Source organism: Pseudomonas sp. KU26590, from assembly GCF_026153515.1.
GTDB lineage: Bacteria > Pseudomonadota > Gammaproteobacteria > Pseudomonadales > Pseudomonadaceae > Aquipseudomonas.
Map to the genome: position 1 here is coordinate 11,971 of NZ_CP110644.1, position 17,904 is coordinate 29,874.

Below are 17,904 nucleotides of genomic sequence, written 5' to 3' on the forward strand. Positions count from 1 at the left end.
GCCAGAGTGGAACGATCAATGCAAGCCGTCTCCAGATACTGGGAAAGCGCCAGAGATTCGCCGCCGGTGTGCAATGACGGCGAACCGAGGTAGCTTGTTTGAGTCGAACCGAGGTCGTGCAGCTGCGTACTTTCATCCGATCGGGAGGAAATAACCAATGACACGCCCTACAGTCTACCCACCCATTTAATCGTCAAACCAACTTGAGGTCGTACCCGATGTCTCCGGAACCCAACGTTCGTGACGCTGAAGTGGCAGCCTTCCGAGAAGCTGTGCTGAACAAACTCGAGTTTGCCGTCGGTAAAGACCCCGACCATGCCTTCGACCATGACTGGTTCATGGCAATCGCTCTGGCGACGCGCGACAAAATGGCCGAGCGCTGGATGAACCACACGCGCTATGTCTACCGGCAGGAAAAAAAGCGCGTCTATTACCTCTCCCTCGAGTTCCTGATCGGCCGTCTGATGTTCGACAGCCTGAGCAACCTGGGCATCCTCGACACTGCGCGTGAAGCGTTGAAAGGCCTGAACGTCGACCTGGAGCAGATTCGCTCGCTGGAGCCTGACGCTGCACTGGGTAACGGCGGCCTCGGTCGTCTGGCCGCGTGCTTCATGGAAAGCATGTCGACCCTCGGCATTGCGGGTCATGGCTACGGCATTCGTTACGAGCACGGCCTCTTCCGTCAGGCCATCGTCGATGGCTGGCAGCAGGAGCAGACCGAGAACTGGCTGGACTTCGGTAACCCGTGGGAATTCGAACGACCAGAAGTGATTTACCAGATCGGCTTCGGCGGCAGCGTGCAGCCTCTGCTTGATGCAGGCGGCGCACCTGTTCTGGATGCCTCGGGCGAAACCCGCCAGGTCTGGAGCGCAGGCGAAACCGTCCGCGCGATTGCTTACGACACCCCGGTAGTGGGCTGGCGCGGCAAAGCGGTCAACACACTGCGCCTGTGGCGTGCGCGCGCCGTGGAAGACCTGCACCTGGAACGCTTCAACGCCGGTGACCACGTCGGTGCGGTGGCGGAAGTGGTGCGGGCAGAAAGTATTTCCCGTGTGCTCTATCCAAACGACAGCACCGAAGCGGGCCAGGAACTGCGCCTGCGCCAGGAATACTTCTTCGTGTCGGCATCGTTGCAGGACCTGCTGCGTCGCCACAAGAACATGGGCTACAGCATAAGCAGTTTGCCGGAACACGCGGCCATCCAGATGAACGACACGCACCCGTCGATCGCCGTGGCAGAGCTGATGCGCGTTCTGATCGACCTGCATGACGTGGAGTGGGACGAGGCCTGGCGCATCACCGTCGGCACCTTGGCGTACACCAACCACACGCTGTTGCCTGAAGCGCTGGAAACCTGGTCGGTCGGCCTGATGGAGCGCATGTTGCCGCGCCACATGCAGATCATTTACATGATCAACGCCCAGCACATCGACAAGGTTCGCCAAGACTTCAAGGACGACCCTGCACTGTTCGACCTGCTGCGCGCCGTCTCGCTGATTGAAGAAGACAACGGCCGTCGCGTGCGCATGGGTAACCTGGCATTCCTCGGCTCCCACAGCGTGAACGGCGTGTCCGCGCTGCACACCCAGCTGATGCGCAAAACCGTTTTTGCCCACCTGCACAAGCTGCACCCCGATCGCATCAACAACAAAACCAACGGCATCACCTTCCGCCGCTGGTTGTTCCAGTCCAACCCGCAACTGACTTCGATGTTGGTCAACGAGTTGGGCGAGCAAGTGCTCGACAATCACGAGACCGCGCTGCTGAAACTGGAGCCGCTGGCCGACGACGCACGTTTCCAGAAGGAATTCGCCGCTCAGCGCCTGCAGAGCAAACAGGCTCTGGCCACGATCATTCAGGATCGCATGGGCATCGCGGTTAACCCTGAGGCGATGTTTGACGTGCAGGTCAAACGCATCCACGAGTACAAGCGTCAACTGTTGAACCTGTTCCACACGGTGGCGCTGTATCAGGCCATGCGTGCCGACCCGAGCACCGACTGGGTGCCCCGCGTGAAGATCTTCGGCGGCAAGGCAGCGGCCAGTTATCACTCGGCCAAGCTGATCATCAAGCTGACCAACGACATCGCACGCACGGTCAACAACGACCCTACGCTGCGCGGTCGTTTGAAAGTGGTGTTCATGCCTAACTACAACGTCAGCCTGGCGGAGAGCATCATTCCGGCGGCGGATTTGTCGGAGCAGATTTCCACGGCGGGTCTGGAAGCGTCCGGTACCAGCAACATGAAGTTCGGCCTCAACGGCGCACTGACCATCGGCACCCTCGACGGCGCCAACGTGGAGATGAGCGAGCAGGTCGGTCTGGAGCACATGTTCATCTTCGGCATGACCGCGCAGGAAGTCGAAGCGCGCAAGCATGCCGGTGAGTTCAACGCGCATCAGGACATCGCGGCGTCCGGGCGTTTGAATGACGTGCTGCAAGCGATCCGCGGCGGGGTGTTCTCGCCGGATGATCCGTATCGCTATGCCGGGTTGATCGATCAGTTGATCAACTACGACCGCTTCTTCGTCTGCGCCGACTTCGAGTCGTACTGGCACGCCCAGGCCAAGGTCGAAGCGCGCTGGCACGATTCGAAAGAATGGTGGCGCTCGGCGGTGCTCAACACCGCGCGCATGGGCTGGTTCTCTTCGGACCGGACCATTCGCGAGTACGCGACCGAAATCTGGAACGCGCTGGATTAAGGGCGTGTGAGGTGATTGTCTCAGCCGAGGCAATCACCTGCGCTGGAGGTGCAGCCCTCTGTGATGACAGGCTGGAGGTCCCGCAGGATCGCGTCGATCACACCTCTCGCCAACGACAGAAATCCACTGTAGGAGCGCGCTTGCCCGCGATTGCGGTGGGTCAGACGGCTAATTATTTGCTGACGGAATGCTTTCGCGGGCAAGCGCGCTCCTACGGGTTTGCGCCAACCACCCAATGTTCTCTCAACCCACCGGGTGGGCCGCAGCATCAACAGATCAGCATTCGAACGCCGGATATGTTTGCGCTCAGATGCATCAGCGACTCAGTTCTCCGTCCCCGACACAAAATGTTTCCCCTTTCCTGACGCCCGATATACTTTTCGCCATCGCCGGTAATCGGCCGAAAAGGGATGTCGTCGCGTGCAATGGATTCTTCTGCTGGCCGGTCTGGTGATCGGGGCGCTTCTTGATGAGTCGCTGCTGGGCGGCGCTGTCGGTGCGGTCATTGGTCTGGCTGCAGGCTTGAGCTTCCGGCTGACTGCGTTGACCCGCGAAACGGCCGCGCAGAAAGCCGAACTTGCCAAGACCCGGCTGGACCTCAACGCCGTACAACAACGCCTCAGCCAGCTGGATTCCGCCGCCGCGCAATTGCCGGATGCGCCTGTGTCGGCGCCGTTGAATGTTCAGCCCATCGCAGACGACGGCCCGGAACTGCTGTGGGATCTACCGGATCTCCAGCCCGCCGCCTCGGATATCGGCGATTCGGAATGGAGTCGCCCTGCACCAGCCCCATCAGCCACAGCCCCGAGCTACGCGCCCACTGCTGCATCCGCCTCCCTGCCCGCTTCAGCCCAGTCCGCTCCTGTCCAGCACAGCCTGTTCGACAGCGCCTTGTTGCGCGCGAAAAACTGGCTGCTCGGTGGTAACACCGTGCTGCGGGTCGGCGTGGTGCTGCTGTTTCTCGGCCTCGCGTTTCTGCTGCGCTACGCCACCGAAGGCATGGTCGTCCCGATCGAGGCCCGTTATGCCGGCGTCGCGGTGGCAGCGCTGGCCTTGTTGGGTCTGGGATGGTGGCTGCGGCAACGCAATGAATCCTTCGCGCTGATGCTGCAGGGCACGGGCGTCGCGGTGCTGTACCTGACCGTATTCGCCGCCATGAAAGTCCACACCCTGCTGGCGCCAGGGATGGCGTTCAGCCTGTTGGTCGCGGTCACCGTGTTTTCGGCCATTCTCGCCGTCACGCAAAACTCCCTGGCCCTTGCCTGCGTCGCCGCGCTGGGCGGATTTGCCGCGCCGCTGCTGACATCCTCTGGCGAGGGCAGTCACGTCGCGCTGTTCAGCTATTTCGCCCTGCTCAACGCCGGCATTTTCGCCATTGCGTGGTTCAAGGCCTGGCGCCCGCTGAACCTGATCGGCTTCATCGGCACGTTCGGCATCGGCTTCGCCTGGGGCATGGACGCGTACACGCCCGAGCTGTTCTGGAGCACCGAACCCTTCCTGATTCTGTTCTTCCTGATGTACCTGGCCATCGGCCTGCTGTTCGCCCGGCGCAAGCTGCAAGAACACGCCGCTGGGCCTGACGACGACAGCCGGGAAGCCACCCTGCGCTGGTCCGCGCGCCAGACCCACTACGTCGATGGCAGCCTGTTGTTCGGCACACCCATCGTCGGTTTCGGCCTGCAGTACGCGCTCGTTCAACACATCGAATTCGGCGCTGCGTTAAGCGCACTGGCGCTGGGCTTGCTGTACATGGGCATCGCTCGATTCCTCGCCGGGCGCGCACCGGGTCGGGCGTTGCTGCTGGTCGAAACGTGCCTGTCACTGGGCGTTGTGTTCGGCACGCTGGCGATTCCCCTGGGCCTGAGCGCGCAATGGACGACGGTCGCCTGGGCGGTCGAAGGCGCGGCGGTGTTCTGGCTCGGCATGCGCCAAAATCGCTTGCTGGCTCGATGTTTCGGGCTGCTGTTGCAACTGGGCGCGGGGATCGCGTTAATGGGCGTGGTCGGGCCTTGGTATGTCCCGACGTTCAATCAGGGGGATTTCTGGACCCCCTTGATCATCGCGCTGGCTGGCTTGGTAAGCGCGTTCACCGTAGAACGCATCGGGACTTTGCGCCTGTCGTTAAGCGAGCGTGTATTGCAACCTGCGTTGTTGATGTGGGGGACGCTGTGGTGGTCCGTCGCGCTGTTCATCATGACTGACCCTGTAGCAGGCACGAACGTGTTCTCGACGTTGCTGGTGCTGGGCGCGGCAAGCGTCGGGCTGTGGACAATGGCGGCCCTGCGCCTGAACTGGGCCGGGATCGCTCAACTGTCCACGCTCATGACGCCGATGAGCGCGGTGTTGCTCGCGCTGATGAGTTTCAATGCCTACTACAACCCCGCCGCCGATTGGGGCTGGCTGGGCTGGCTCGCGGTGTTTGCGGTTCATCTGTGGTCCCTGAAGCGGCTCGACAAACTGCTGCTCCCGCACTTGCGCAGTGCGGCCCACGTCATCGGCTGCTGGCTGATCATCGGCGTGCTCTCGCTGCAACTTCGTTATGGATTGCTGATGCTGTCGGAGGCGTATAACGCCTGGCGCTGGCTGGGCTGGGCGTTGCTGCCGAGCCTGTATCTGCTGGCGATGACGGCATCCCGCACATGGCCTTGGCCGGTCAGCGCCTATCCGCGTGAATACCGCGTCTGGGCTGCCGCGCCGCTGGCGGGGTTGATGCTCGGCTGGTTCTGGCTGGCGAACGGGTTCAGCGAAGGCGCCGCCGATCCCCTGCCCTATCTTCCGCTGCTGAACCCGCTGGAACTCGGCTTGCTGATCACGCTGACGGGCATCTTCAGCTGGACCCGCCAGCAGCTGCCGCAGTTGGGCGTCAGCGAGGGGCGTGCTCAAAAGGCGGCGCTGGTCATTGCCGGCGCATCGCTGTTCGCACTCATCACGGCCATGGTCCTGCGCACCGCGCATCACTGGGCCGGCGTGGCCTGGGATCCCGATGCGCTGTTCGAATCCATGCGTGTGCAAGCCGGGCTTTCCATCGTCTGGACGCTGACCGCGCTGGCGCTGATGATCGGCGGCCACCTGCGCGCCCGCCGCGACCTGTGGATTGTCGGCGCCGCACTGATCGGGGTCGTCGTGGCCAAACTGTTCTTTGTCGAGCTGAGCAATCGCGGCGGCCTGGAGCGAATCATTTCCTTTATCGGCGTTGGCGTTCTGTTGCTGGTGGTGGGATATTTCGCCCCGCTGCCGCCGCGGCATCCGGCCCGAAGTGAGGGTCTGGCCGATGCAGATGCAGATGCAGATGCAGATGCAGATGCAGATGCAGATGCTGCGAACCGGGCATCGAAATGAAGCGTGTGAGGAGTGTTCAGTTGAGTCGTCAGTTCGCCATCAAGGCTGCCCTGCTTGCCCCGTTGCTGGGCTCGCTGCTGTGCGCGGCCCCGCTCAGCCAGGCGGAGGATCTGCCGGATGATTTCACCACCCATGCGCCCCTGAGCGTCAGCGGCGAAGGCCCTTGGTATCGGCTGGAATTGCCCCTCGGGGTGCAGTTGAATGCGCGCCAGAGCACTCTCAACGACGTGCGCGTTTTCAATGCGGACGGCCAGGCCCAACCCTACGCCATTACCCAAAGCCCGCCCCAGCGTGCCGCCGACGCAAGCCCTGTCTCGGTGAAGTGGTTCCCGCTCTACGACAGCGATGGCGCCAGAGACGCCGAACCGAAAATCCGTGTCGAACGCACGCCCAACGGCACGCTGGTGGAGGTTCAGCCCCAGGGTGAGATCGAGGCGGGCGAAGAGATTCTGCGCGGCTGGCTGCTCGACACCAGCGCGATCAACGCGCCGCTGGATCAGTTGATTCTGGACTGGAGCAGCGAGCACGACGGTTTTCAGCGGTTCAGCATCGAGGCCAGCGACGACCTCCAGCATTGGCAGCGCTGGGGTGAAGGTCAGGTAGCGAGGCTGTCATTCGCTGAAGAATTGGTTGAGCAGCGCGTTGTTAATCTGCCGGGGCGCAGCGCCCGGTATCTGCGTCTGCTGTGGAAATCGCCACAGTCCGCGCCCACACTGAACGCCGTGCAACTGATCAGCACGCAACCCGGCGTGCTGCCGTTGAGCTGGTCGCCGGCCATCAATGGTCGCGTCGAAAAACCCGGCGTTTATGTGTGGCAACTGCCAGTGGCCCTGCCGCTGGAACGCATGCGGATCGACATCGCGCAACCCAACAGCCTCGCGCCCGCCACGCTGTATGGGCGTCGTGACAGCAACGCATCGTGGCAACTGATCGACAACGGCCTGCTTTATCGGCTTAGCCAGAACGGTCAGGACGTTGTGCAGGACGAAATGGAGCTGCCCGGCAATATTGTGCAGCAGCTGAAACTTGAGGTCGATGACCGTGGCGGCGGCCTGGGCAAAGACGCGCCGACGCTGAGTTTTGCCGTGCGCGCGACGCAACTGGTATTTCTCGGCCGCGGCGCGCCGCCCTACAGCCTGGCCGTCGGCAACGCCACGGTGAAAAGCGCTGCGTTGCCATTGGCGACGCTGATTCCCGGTGTCAGCCCTGAGAAACTGGCAGCGCTGGGCAGCGCGTCCATGGCCTCCGTACCTGTCGCGCCGGTTGCTGCGGCAGCGCCCGTGGACGCCAGCGGCCCTGATATGAAGCGCATCGGTCTGTGGGCGGTGCTGATACTCGGCGTGATGTTCCTGGCATGGATGGCGCTCGGCACACTGCGCGGGTCTCGTAGCAAGTAACGCGCAAAATAAAGCGCCCAATGAGGCGGCCAACCGAGGCGCCAGAGAATAAGTGTCGGGGTGATGACGCTGAATCGATCCGGCATCGAAAAAAATGCAGACGATGCCCGCCGATTCGTCACCCCGTTCGCGCTACGCTTAACGTACAACCGATGCGACTGGGTACGGCGATCCCTTGTGGGACCGGCTTCAGCCGGGAAGGCGTCGGTCGTCACGCTGCAAGATTTGTGGTGTTCACACTGGCCTCTTCCCGGCTAAAGCCGGTCCCACTAGGATGTAGCCCGTGAACTGAATCACTACCTAACCGGTCTGACAGGCAGTATTAAATTTCCGCTCACGCTAGACTGTGCGCGTTTTTATCCCCCATTTCGGAGCTCTCCATGTCCCGCGTTACCTTGAGTCGTTATCTGATCGAGCAGACCCGCACCAACAACACCCCTGCCGATCTGCGCTTTCTGATTGAAGTGGTGGCGCGTGCGTGCAAGGAGATCAGCCACGCGGTATCCAAAGGCGCCCTTGGCGGCGTGCTCGGCAGCATGGGCACTGAAAACGTGCAGGGTGAAGTGCAGAAGAAACTGGACGTGATGTCCAACGAGATTCTGCTCGAAGCCAACGAGTGGGGCGGTCACCTGGCCGGCATGGCGTCCGAAGAAATGGACAACGCCTATCAGATCCCCGGCAAATACCCAAAAGGCGCCTACCTGCTGGTGTTCGACCCACTGGACGGTTCGTCCAACATCGACATCAACGCGCCGGTCGGCACGATCTTCTCGGTGCTGCGTTGCCCGAATGAGTACCTGAGCCAGAACGAAGCGCTGAACGAGAAGGCGTTTCTGCAGCCAGGCACCCAGCAGGTCGCCGCCGGTTACGCCATCTACGGCCCGCAGACCATGCTGGTGCTGACCCTGGGTGACGGCGTCAAAGGCTTCACCCTGGACCGCGAGATGGGCAGCTTCGTCCTCAGCCACGAAGACATCCAGATTCCGGAGTCCACTCAGGAATTCGCGGTCAACATGTCCAATCAGCGTCACTGGGAAGCCCCGGTCAAGCGCTACGTCGAAGAGCTGCTGGCGGGCGAAGACGGCCCGCTGGAGAAGAACTACAACATGCGCTGGGTCGCGGCGATGGTGGGCGACGTCCACCGCATCCTGACCCGCGGCGGTCTGTTCATGTATCCGCGAGATTCCCGCGAGCCTTCCAAGCCGGGCAAGCTGCGCCTGATGTACGAAGCCAACCCGATGTCGTTCCTGGTTGAACAAGCCGGTGGCGCGTCGACCGACGGCCATCAGCGCATCCTCGACATCCAGCCCGAAGGCCTGCACCAGCGCGTCGCTGTGTTCCTCGGTTCGAAAGAGGAAGTGGAACGTGTGACGGCGTATCACAAGGAATAACGTCCTGAATGGCCGCCTTTGGCCTACGACGTGAATGACATGCCCGCCGCACCACTCTGTAGGAGCGCGCTTGCCCGCGAAATGCGGTGGGTCAGCAAACTATTCGTGACAGACAAAACGTAATCGCGGGCAAGCGCGCTCCTACAGGGTTCGCGGCGAGCGCTGAGTCCGTCACCAACATCAATGACTGACGTTAGGCGCTGCGACGCTGCCCTCCCCTTCGATTCAGGAGTTTTATCTCATGTCTTTGCGCTCTCTCGCGGTGTTGTCGTTCTGCGTATTGCTGGCGGCCTGCAGCAAGGTCACTCAGGAAAATTACTCGAAAATTTCGGCCGGCATGGCGAAGGCGCAGGTTGAGCAACTGCTTGGCAGCCCGACCGAATGCTCCGGCGCGCTGGGGATGTCCAGCTGCACGTGGGGCGATGCGAAGACGTTCATCAGCGTCCAGTACGCCGCCGACAAGGTCGTGCTGTTTTCCGGACAGGGCCTTAAATGAGTATTCGTCAGGCATTGAAAATCGGCGCTGTGGCGTTGGCAGCATTGTGGATCAGCGCCTGTGCGGTTAAGCCTGAGACTGAATCCATGGCGCCGAAGACGGTTGATCATGTCGATCTCAAGCGCTATCAGGGCACGTGGTACGAAGTAGCGCGCTTGCCGATGTTCTTCCAGCGCAACTGCGCGCAGTCCGAAGCGCACTACACGCTGAAGGATGACGGCAACATTGCTGTCACCAACCGCTGCCGCACGATCGAGGGCAAGTGGGAGGAGGCAACCGGGACGGCTTCACCGCAGATTCAGGGCAAGACCGACAAGCTGTGGGTCGTGTTCGATAACTGGTTCTCGAACCTCTTCCCGGGTGTGGCGAAGGGTGATTATTGGGTGCTGTACGTGAGCCCCGACTACAAAGTCGCTCTGGTCGGCAGCCCGAGCCGCAAGTTCCTGTGGCTGTTGTCGCGCACGCCTCAAGTTCCGGACTCAGTGCGTAACGACATGCTGATGAAAGCGCAGCAACAGGGTTACGACACCACCAAGCTGATCTGGCGGGTGGCGGACTCAAAGGTGGGCAAGGCAAAGGACTGACCTGCTCGGTCATTCGTGAGCAAGGTGGAGCGCCACCCCGTCTCAGCCCAGCAACTCCCGCAACACCTGAGCAAACGCGCGGCTGCTCTGCCCTTCATCGGCATGGTGGCCGTCGCGGATCACCCAGCGGCCATTGACCATCACATCCTTGATCTGACGATCACTCCCGGCGAACAGCCAGCGATTGAGAATGGCATCACCGGCTGCGGTTGCCAGATACGGATCGTTGCCGTCCAGCACCAGCCAGTCCGCCCGCTTGCCCACTTCTAGCGCGCCCACCGGCTGCCCCATCGCCTGGGCGCCGCCGACCAGCGCCGCGTCGTACAGCGTGCGCCCGACCATCGGTTGATCAGGTCGGTACAGGCGGTTACGACGCTGATCGCGCAGACGCTGACCGTATTCCAGCCAACGCAACTCCTCGACCACGCTTAGCGACACATGACTGTCAGAGCCGATGCCCCAGCGCCCGCCCTGTGCGATGTAATCCACTGCCGGAAAAATCCCGTCACCCAGGTTCGCTTCGGTGGTCAGGCACAGTCCGGCGATCGCACGACTTTTCGCCATCAAGGCCACTTCGTCCGGCTGAGCATGGGTCGCATGAACCAGGCACCAGCGCGCGTCGACGTCGACGTTCTCGTACAGCCACTGCAACGGCCGGCGACCGCTCCAGCTCAGGCAATCGTCGACTTCCTTTTGCTGCTCGGCGATATGGATGTGGATCGGGCAATGGGGGTCGCTGGCGGCCGTTACATCGCTGATCTGCTGCGGCGTCACGGCGCGCAGCGAATGAAAGCAAAGCCCCAGCGCCTGGGCAGGTTGCGCGGCAATAACGGGCTTCAGACGGGACTGCAAATCCAGGTAACTGTCGGTGCTGTTGATGAACCGGCGCTGCCCCTCGTTCGGGGCCAGGCCGCCAAAACCGGAGTGGCTGTAGAGCACCGGCAGCAAGGTCATGCCGATGCCGACCGAACTCGCCGCCTGACTGACCTGCAGCGCCAGCTCGGCAGGGTCGGCGTAGGGCTTGCCGGTGGTGTCCTGATGGACGTAGTGGAATTCCGCAACCGAGGTAAAGCCGCCCTTGAGCATCTCGATGTACAGCTGCCGTGCGATGACGCCGAGCTGCTGCGGACTGATCTGCCCGACGAGGCGATACATCAGGTCGCGCCAGGTCCAGAAACTGTCATTGGGATTGCCGGCCACTTCTGCCAGACCGGCCATGGCGCGCTGAAAGGCGTGGGAGTGCAGATTGGGCATGCCCGGCACGACCGGGCCGTTGAGCACCTCGGCGTCACCGCGTTCGGCGTCGGCCTGAACCTGGCTCAGCAGGCCATCAGCGCTGACCTCGAAACGTACGTTACTGGCCCAGCCGGTGGGCAATAACGCGCGTTCGGCAAAGAAAACGGACATGACTGGGCACCCCTTGCTTGAAATTGTCTGTACATATACAGACGTTTATACAGCCGGTAAACCGCGCCGCGCTTGTCGGCACCCGCGTTAATGGTTAGCGTGGACGCTGTAACCTCATTCGCCTGAATAACGCCATAACAAGGATTTCTCTGTGCCGACTCCGCCTGCCAATTTGCCGCTGGCTTCCCAGATGGGTGACAGTCCGGCGCCGCTGTACGCCAGGGTGAAGCACATGATCACCCAGCAGATTCAGAACGGCACCTGGCCGCCGCATCACCGCGTGCCGTCCGAGAGCGAACTGGTGACGCAGCTGGGCTTCAGCCGCATGACCATCAACCGCGCCCTGCGCGAGATGACCGCCGAAGGGATGTTGGTGCGCATGCAGGGCGTCGGTACATTCGTCGCCGAGCCCAAGACTCAATCCGCGCTGTTCGAGGTGCATAACATTGCCGACGAGATCGCCGCCCGCGGTCACGCCCACACCTGCCAAGTCATCATCCTCACCGAAGAAGCCGCCGGTTCCGAACGCGCGCTGGCGCTGGACATGCGTGAAGGCCAGCGGGTGTTTCATTCGCTGATCGTGCATTTCGAAAACGATATTCCCGTGCAAATCGAAGACCGTTTCGTCAACGCCCTTGTCGCGCCGGACTACCTGCAGCAGGATTTCACCCAACAGACCCCCTACGCCTACCTTTCCCAGGTCGCGCCGCTGACCGAAGGCGAGCACGTGGTTGAAGCGATTCTCGCCGAGCCCGACGAGTGCAAGTTGCTGCAGATCGAAAAAGGCGAGCCGTGCCTGCTGGTGCGTCGGCGCACCTGGTCGGGCCGTCAACCTGTGACTGCAGCCCGCCTGATCCACCCTGGCTCACGCCACCGCCTGGAAGGACGCTTCAGCAAATGACTCAACTGACTGTTCTGCGCGCCGCTGACTACCCGCGCATGCCCTGGAAAAACGGTGGCGGCAGCACCGAGGAAATCACCCGCGACGCCGGCGAAGGCCTGGAAGGGTTCGGCTGGCGGTTGTCGATTGCCGACATCGGCGAGTCGCGCGGCTTTTCGATGTTCGCCGGTTATCAGCGCATCATCACGGTGCTGCAAGGCGCAGGCATGACGCTGAACATCGATGGCAAGGACAGCGAGCCGCTGTTGCCGTCTGATCCGTTCGCGTTCAGCGGCGACAGCGCTGTGTCGTGCACGCTGCTCGACGGCCCGATCCGCGACTTCAACCTGATCTACTCGCCCGCCCGCTACCGCGCGCGCCTGCAATGGATCGACGTGATGCAGCCGCAGCGGTTTTTCAGCTCCGCAGACGTGTTCCTGGTGTTCAGCGCTGCGGAACAAATGGCCGCCAACGTTGGTGAATATGCGCCGCAATTACTGGCAAAACACGACTGCTTACAATTGGATAATGCCGCTGGCGCGCTGCTGGAGGCGGTGCTCTACGCCCCACGCGCCAGCCGTGTGTGCGTGATCGAGCTGTCGCGCGTCTGAGTCCTACCGCCCCTGTGGTAGATTGCGTCTTTTTTTCGCCAGCACAGGGACGACCATGACGACGCTCAACGACAATAAAGAAAGCCCACGAGCCCTCGCCATTCTTGCCAGTTTCCTCGCATCGGAATCAGCAGGCGGCCTCGTGCTGATGGGCGCTGCACTCGCAGCAATCATCGTCGCCAACTCCCCCCTCGCCCCTTCTTATTTCGCCGCGCTGCACAGCGTGTGGGGCGGGCTGTCGATCGAGTTGTGGATCAACGACGGCTTGATGGCGATCTTCTTTCTGATGGTCGGCCTGGAAATCAAACGCGAAGTCCTGGCCGGCGGCCTTGCCACTTGGGGCCAGCGGGCGCTCCCCGGTTTTGCGGCAGCAGGGGGCATGCTGGTGCCGGCGATGATCTACATCGGCGTCAACATGGGTAATGCCGAAACCATGAGTGGCTGGGCGATCCCTGCGGCCACCGACATTGCCTTCGCCCTCGGCGTGCTGTCGTTGCTGGGCAAACGTGTGCCGACATCGCTTAAGGTGTTTCTTGCCGCGCTGGCGATTCTCGATGACCTGGGCGCCGTCACCATCATTGCGCTCTTCTACAGCACCGGCCTGGACATGACGATGCTGGGCGCCTCGTTCGCGACGCTGGCCGTGCTGGTGATCATGAACCGCATGGGCGTGCAGCGATTGCTGCCGTACCTGTTGCTCGGCCTGCTGCTGTGGTTCTTCGTGCTGCAATCAGGCGTGCACGCGACGTTGGCCGGTGTGGCGCTGGCGCTGTGCATTCCGCTGGGCACGCGCAAGGAAGAAGCCCGCTCGCCGCTGCTGTTTCTTGAAGAGAAAATGCACTACTGGGTGGCGTTCGCGGTGGTACCGATTTTCGGCTTCGCCAACGCGGGCGTCTCACTGTCGGGCATCACCCTGGGCAACCTGGTCGACCCGGTGCCGCTGGGCGTGGCGCTGGGCTTGTTTGTCGGCAAGCAGATCGGTGTGTTTCTCGCAGCGGTGCTGGCAATCCGATCCGGGCTGGCGACACTGCCGGAAGGCAGCAACTGGCCGCAGCTGTATGGCGTCGCCCTGCTCTGCGGGATCGGGTTCACCATGAGCCTGTTCATCGGCAACCTGGCCTTTCCGGGCGCAGCGCATCTGATCGATGAAGTGAAAGTGGGCGTGTTGCTGGGCTCGATCGCCTCGGCGCTGGCCGGGGTATGGCTGTTGCGCAGCAAGCTGGCTCAGCACTGATCTCAATCGCCGATTCCGTAGGAGCGACCGGGGTGGCGATCCACCTTGCCCGCGAATGCGTCAGGCCTGCCAACTTCACCGTTGCCTGACACACCCTAATCGCGGGCAAGCGCGCTCCTACACCGGTTGCGGTGGATGATGGGTTGAAGTCTTGTGCGGTCTGTAGGAGCCGGCTTGCTGGCGAAAGCGGTGGGCCAGTCGACATGTCCATTCCAGATCTACTGCGTTCGCCAGCAAGCCGGCTCGGGCATTCGGTCGTCCTCACCCCTTTGTTACCCCCAGCCACGCACTGCACTGGGGCGTTCGCACCGAAAAGTAACAAATCCCTTTCCCCTCGCTGTTCTTTGCGTTCCTCCCTTCTGTCTCATAAAACACCGACGAACCTGTGCCAGCACGGGCTGCTGGCGTTTCTGCACCTGCAAAACCAACATTGGCCCTTTGGTTGCATATGCTTGTATGTACAAGTAAGCATGAGTCGATAAAAGCGGTTCCCAGCCGGTTCGGATTACAACGGCAGTGCTCATGCAGAACCTTATTCCCACGTTCGTCACGGACCCCGCGTCCAGGCCGGATTGATCATCGAGGATTGTTAAGTGACTACTGACCACAACACCCCTGCTCAGCAATGGACCAAACGCCGCGATGTGGAAATCCGCGCAGCCCGTGGCACGCAACTGACCGCCAAGAGCTGGATGACCGAGGCGCCGTTGCGGATGTTGATGAACAACCTCGATCCGGAAGTCGCCGAGAACCCGAACGAGCTGGTGGTCTACGGCGGCATCGGCCGTGCAGCGCGTAACTGGGAGTGCTACGACAAGATCGTCGAGAGCCTGACCCACCTTAACGACGACGAGACCCTGCTGGTGCAGTCCGGCAAACCGGTCGGCGTGTTCAAGACCCACAGCAACGCGCCCCGCGTGCTGATCGCCAACTCCAACCTGGTGCCGCACTGGGCGAGCTGGGAGCACTTCAACGAACTGGATGCGAAAGGCCTTGCGATGTACGGCCAGATGACCGCCGGCAGCTGGATCTACATCGGCAGCCAGGGCATCGTTCAAGGCACCTACGAAACCTTCGTCGAAGCCGGTCGCCAGCACTACGACGGCAACCTGAAAGGCCGTTGGGTACTGACCGCAGGCCTGGGCGGCATGGGCGGCGCGCAGCCACTCGCTGCCGGCATGGCGGGCGCCTGCTCGCTGAACATCGAGTGCCAGCAAAGCCGCATCGATTTCCGCCTGAAGACCCGCTACGTCGACGAGCAAGCCACGGACCTCGACGACGCCCTCGCCCGCATCGCCAAATACACCGCCGAAGGCAAGGCGATCTCCATCGCCCTGTGCGGCAACGCCGCCGAAATCCTTCCGGAAATGGTCCGTCGTGGCGTGCGCCCGGACATGGTCACCGACCAGACCAGCGCCCACGACCCGCTCAACGGCTACCTGCCAAAAGGCTGGACCTGGGAGCAGTACCGCGAGCGCGCTGCCACCGAGCCTGCTGCTGTGGTCAAGGCCGCCAAGCAGTCCATGGCCGAGCACGTCGAAGCCATGCTGGCGTTCCAGAAAATGGGCGTGCCGACGTTCGACTACGGCAACAACATCCGTCAGATGGCCAAGGAAGTGGGCGTCGCCCATGCCTTCGATTTCCCCGGTTTCGTGCCCGCCTATATTCGTCCGCTGTTCTGCCGTGGCGTGGGGCCGTTCCGCTGGGTCGCGTTGTCAGGCGACCCTGAAGACATCTACAAGACCGACGCCAAAGTCAAAGAACTGATCCCGGACGACGCGCACCTGCACAACTGGCTGGACATGGCCCGTGAGCGCATCAGCTTCCAGGGTCTGCCGGCACGTATCTGCTGGGTCGGCCTGGGTCAGCGCGCCAAGCTGGGCCTCGCGTTCAACGAAATGGTCCGCAGCGGCGAGCTGTCGGCGCCGGTGGTGATCGGTCGTGATCACCTGGACTCCGGCTCCGTCGCCAGCCCGAACCGCGAGACCGAGTCGATGCAGGACGGCTCCGACGCCGTGTCCGACTGGCCGCTGCTCAACGCCCTGCTCAACACCGCGAGCGGCGCGACCTGGGTCTCGCTGCACCACGGCGGTGGCGTCGGCATGGGCTTCTCGCAGCACTCGGGCATGGTCATCGTCTGCGACGGCACCGATGAAGCCGCCGAGCGTATCGCCCGCGTCCTGCACAACGACCCGGCCACTGGCGTGATGCGTCATGCCGATGCCGGGTATCAGATCGCGATCGACTGCGCCAAAGAGCAGGGTCTGAACCTGCCGATGATTAACGGCTAAAAGCACTTCCCTGTAGGGGGGATGTTTGAGATGGCTGTTCCAGATGATCGTGCTGCACCTGCTTCGGTGGTCGAGCGGCGTTCGATCGATTACATCCCTGACGCCGAACGACACGGAACGGGATGGGCATCGGGATTTACGTGCTGGGCGTGCTGATTCAGATGCCGTTCATCTCCACGCATTTCTACACCGGGCCGCTGGTGGCGAGCCTTGATGACACTGACATCTCGTGGATCATCGGTCTCATCGTGCCGGCTGTGCTGTACTACGTCGCGGCGAAGACGTGGCCGGGTAAAGTGGCCGATCGCTTGATCCTGCCAACGGAGCCGAGCGCGTCCCCTGCAAGCCGAAACGTTGCCCCTGGGCACGTGGCGGTGAACTGACCGTTCGTCATGCACGTCTGTTGAAGGGGGCATGCTGGAGAGAGAAGCGGGACGAGGCCGACAAGTGCCTCTCCCCTTGGCTGGACGCCATCTGTTTTCGTTACTGCCGTCATCCACTACAAGACCGGAGCGTCACTCAATGAACACGAAAAAGGCCCTGCTATCCACGTTGCTCACCGCCGGCGTGCTCGCCAGTGGCGCCAGTCAGGCTGCGGGATGGTGCGAGTCCGGCAAGCCGGTGAAATTCGCCGGTCTGAACTGGGAAAGCGCAATGCTGCTGACCGACGTGCTGCAAGTTGTGCTGAACAAGGGCTATGGCTGCGAAGTGGACAGCCTGCCGGGCAACTCCATCACCATGGAAAACGCCCTGAGCACCAACGATATTCAAGTGTTTGCCGAAGAATGGGTCGGCCGTAGCGAGGTTTGGAACAAGGCTGCAGCCGCCGGCAAAGTGGTCGGCGTCGGTTCGCCGGTGAAGGGTGCGGTGGAAGGCTGGTACGTGCCGCGTTACGTGATCGAAGGCGACGCCAAGCGCAAGCTGGAAGCCAAGGCACCGGACCTGAAGTCCATCGCCGATCTGGGCAAATACTCAGCCCTGTTCAAGGACGCCGAAGAGCCGGAGAAAGGCCGTTTCTATAACTGCCCGGCCGGCTGGACCTGCGAGCTGGAAAACAGCGAGATGCTGAAAAGCTACGGCCTGGAAAGCAAGTACACCAACTTCCGCCCTGGCACCGGCCCGGCGCTGGATGCGGCGATTCTGTCCAGCTACAAGCGTGGCGAGCCGATTCTGGCCTACTACTGGTCGCCGACGCCGCTGATGGGCCAGGTAGACATGGTGCGTCTGGAAGAGAAAGACGGCGTCAACAAGGCCATCGACATCAAGGTCGGCCTGTCCAAGGCGTTCCACGAACAGGCGCCAGAACTGGTGTCGGTGATGGAGAAGGTCAACATCCCGATCGACCTGCTCAACCAGAATCTGGCCCGCATGACCAAAGAGCGCATCGAGTCGCCGAAACTGGCGAAGATCTTCCTCAAGGAGCACCCGGAAGTGTGGCATCAGTGGGTGAGCGAGGATGCGGCGAAGAAGGTGGATGCCTCGTTGTAAGGCTTTGATCCGGGTGCCGCGCTACGGCGGTACACCGAACCTGTAGGAGTGAGCTTGCTCGCGATGACGTCGGCACACCCACCA

Annotated in this window: 12 protein-coding genes and 1 pseudogene; 12 read left to right on the forward strand and 1 reads right to left on the reverse strand. The window is 62.0% G+C overall.

Annotated features, from left to right (window positions below; translation table 11 throughout):
• Positions 1–218: 218 nt before the first annotated feature.
• From OKW98_RS00045 to OKW98_RS00070, 6 genes are all read left to right on the forward strand, one after another.
• Positions 219–2,702, forward strand: a complete 2,484-nt coding sequence (locus OKW98_RS00045; protein ID WP_265387470.1) for a glycogen/starch/alpha-glucan phosphorylase — start codon at positions 219–221, stop codon at positions 2,700–2,702.
• A gap of 420 nt (positions 2,703–3,122) precedes the next feature.
• Positions 3,123–6,041 (forward strand): DUF2339 domain-containing protein, encoded by a 2,919-nt coding sequence (locus OKW98_RS00050; RefSeq protein WP_265387471.1) that lies wholly within the window; start codon positions 3,123–3,125, stop codon positions 6,039–6,041.
• A complete protein-coding gene (locus OKW98_RS00055; RefSeq protein ID WP_416147786.1) occupies positions 6,038–7,438 on the forward strand; it encodes a DUF3999 domain-containing protein in 1,401 nt (466 codons plus the stop codon). Before OKW98_RS00050 ends, OKW98_RS00055 begins: the two co-directional genes overlap by 4 nt.
• Before the next feature lie 380 nt (positions 7,439–7,818).
• Positions 7,819–8,829, forward strand: a complete 1,011-nt coding sequence (locus OKW98_RS00060; RefSeq protein WP_265387472.1) for a class 1 fructose-bisphosphatase — start codon at positions 7,819–7,821, stop codon at positions 8,827–8,829.
• 241 nt (positions 8,830–9,070) lie between these two features.
• Positions 9,071–9,325, forward strand: coding sequence for an outer membrane protein assembly factor BamE domain-containing protein (gene bamE, locus OKW98_RS00065; protein WP_265387473.1), 255 nt, complete (start codon positions 9,071–9,073; stop codon positions 9,323–9,325).
• A gap of 86 nt (positions 9,326–9,411) precedes the next feature.
• Positions 9,412–9,909, forward strand: coding sequence for a lipocalin family protein (locus OKW98_RS00070; RefSeq protein ID WP_265389852.1), 498 nt, complete (start codon positions 9,412–9,414; stop codon positions 9,907–9,909).
• A gap of 42 nt (positions 9,910–9,951) precedes the next feature.
• On the opposite strand, the gene OKW98_RS00075 is transcribed toward OKW98_RS00070, so the two are convergent.
• On the reverse strand, positions 9,952–11,316 hold the full coding sequence (locus OKW98_RS00075) for a formimidoylglutamate deiminase (RefSeq protein ID WP_265387474.1): 1,365 nt from the start codon (positions 11,314–11,316) through the stop codon (positions 9,952–9,954).
• Positions 11,317–11,506: 190 nt separating this feature from the next.
• On the opposite strand from OKW98_RS00075, the gene hutC reads away from it, so the two are divergent.
• From hutC to OKW98_RS00105, 6 genes and pseudogenes are all read left to right on the forward strand, one after another.
• Complete coding sequence (gene hutC, locus OKW98_RS00080) at positions 11,507–12,217, forward strand: histidine utilization repressor (RefSeq protein ID WP_166650545.1); 711 nt, start codon at positions 11,507–11,509, stop codon at positions 12,215–12,217.
• Positions 12,214–12,807: a HutD family protein gene (locus tag OKW98_RS00085; RefSeq protein WP_265387475.1), complete on the forward strand. Its 594-nt coding sequence runs from the start codon at positions 12,214–12,216 to the stop codon at positions 12,805–12,807. Before hutC ends, OKW98_RS00085 begins: the two co-directional genes overlap by 4 nt.
• A 55-nt stretch (positions 12,808–12,862) precedes the next feature.
• Positions 12,863–14,041, forward strand: a complete 1,179-nt coding sequence (gene nhaA / locus OKW98_RS00090) for a Na+/H+ antiporter NhaA (RefSeq protein WP_265387476.1) — start codon at positions 12,863–12,865, stop codon at positions 14,039–14,041.
• 593 nt (positions 14,042–14,634) lie between these two features.
• Positions 14,635–16,332 carry a urocanate hydratase gene (gene hutU, locus OKW98_RS00095; protein WP_265387477.1) on the forward strand — a complete coding sequence of 566 codons (1,698 nt, stop codon included), beginning with the start codon at positions 14,635–14,637 and terminating at the stop codon, positions 16,330–16,332.
• Positions 16,333–16,448: 116 nt separating this feature from the next.
• Positions 16,449–16,715: pseudogene (locus OKW98_RS00100) on the forward strand (cytosine permease); the annotation flags it as partial.
• 139 nt (positions 16,716–16,854) lie between these two features.
• On the forward strand, positions 16,855–17,820 hold the full coding sequence (locus OKW98_RS00105; protein WP_265387478.1) for an ABC transporter substrate-binding protein: 966 nt from the start codon (positions 16,855–16,857) through the stop codon (positions 17,818–17,820).
• Positions 17,821–17,904: the final 84 nt, after the last annotated feature.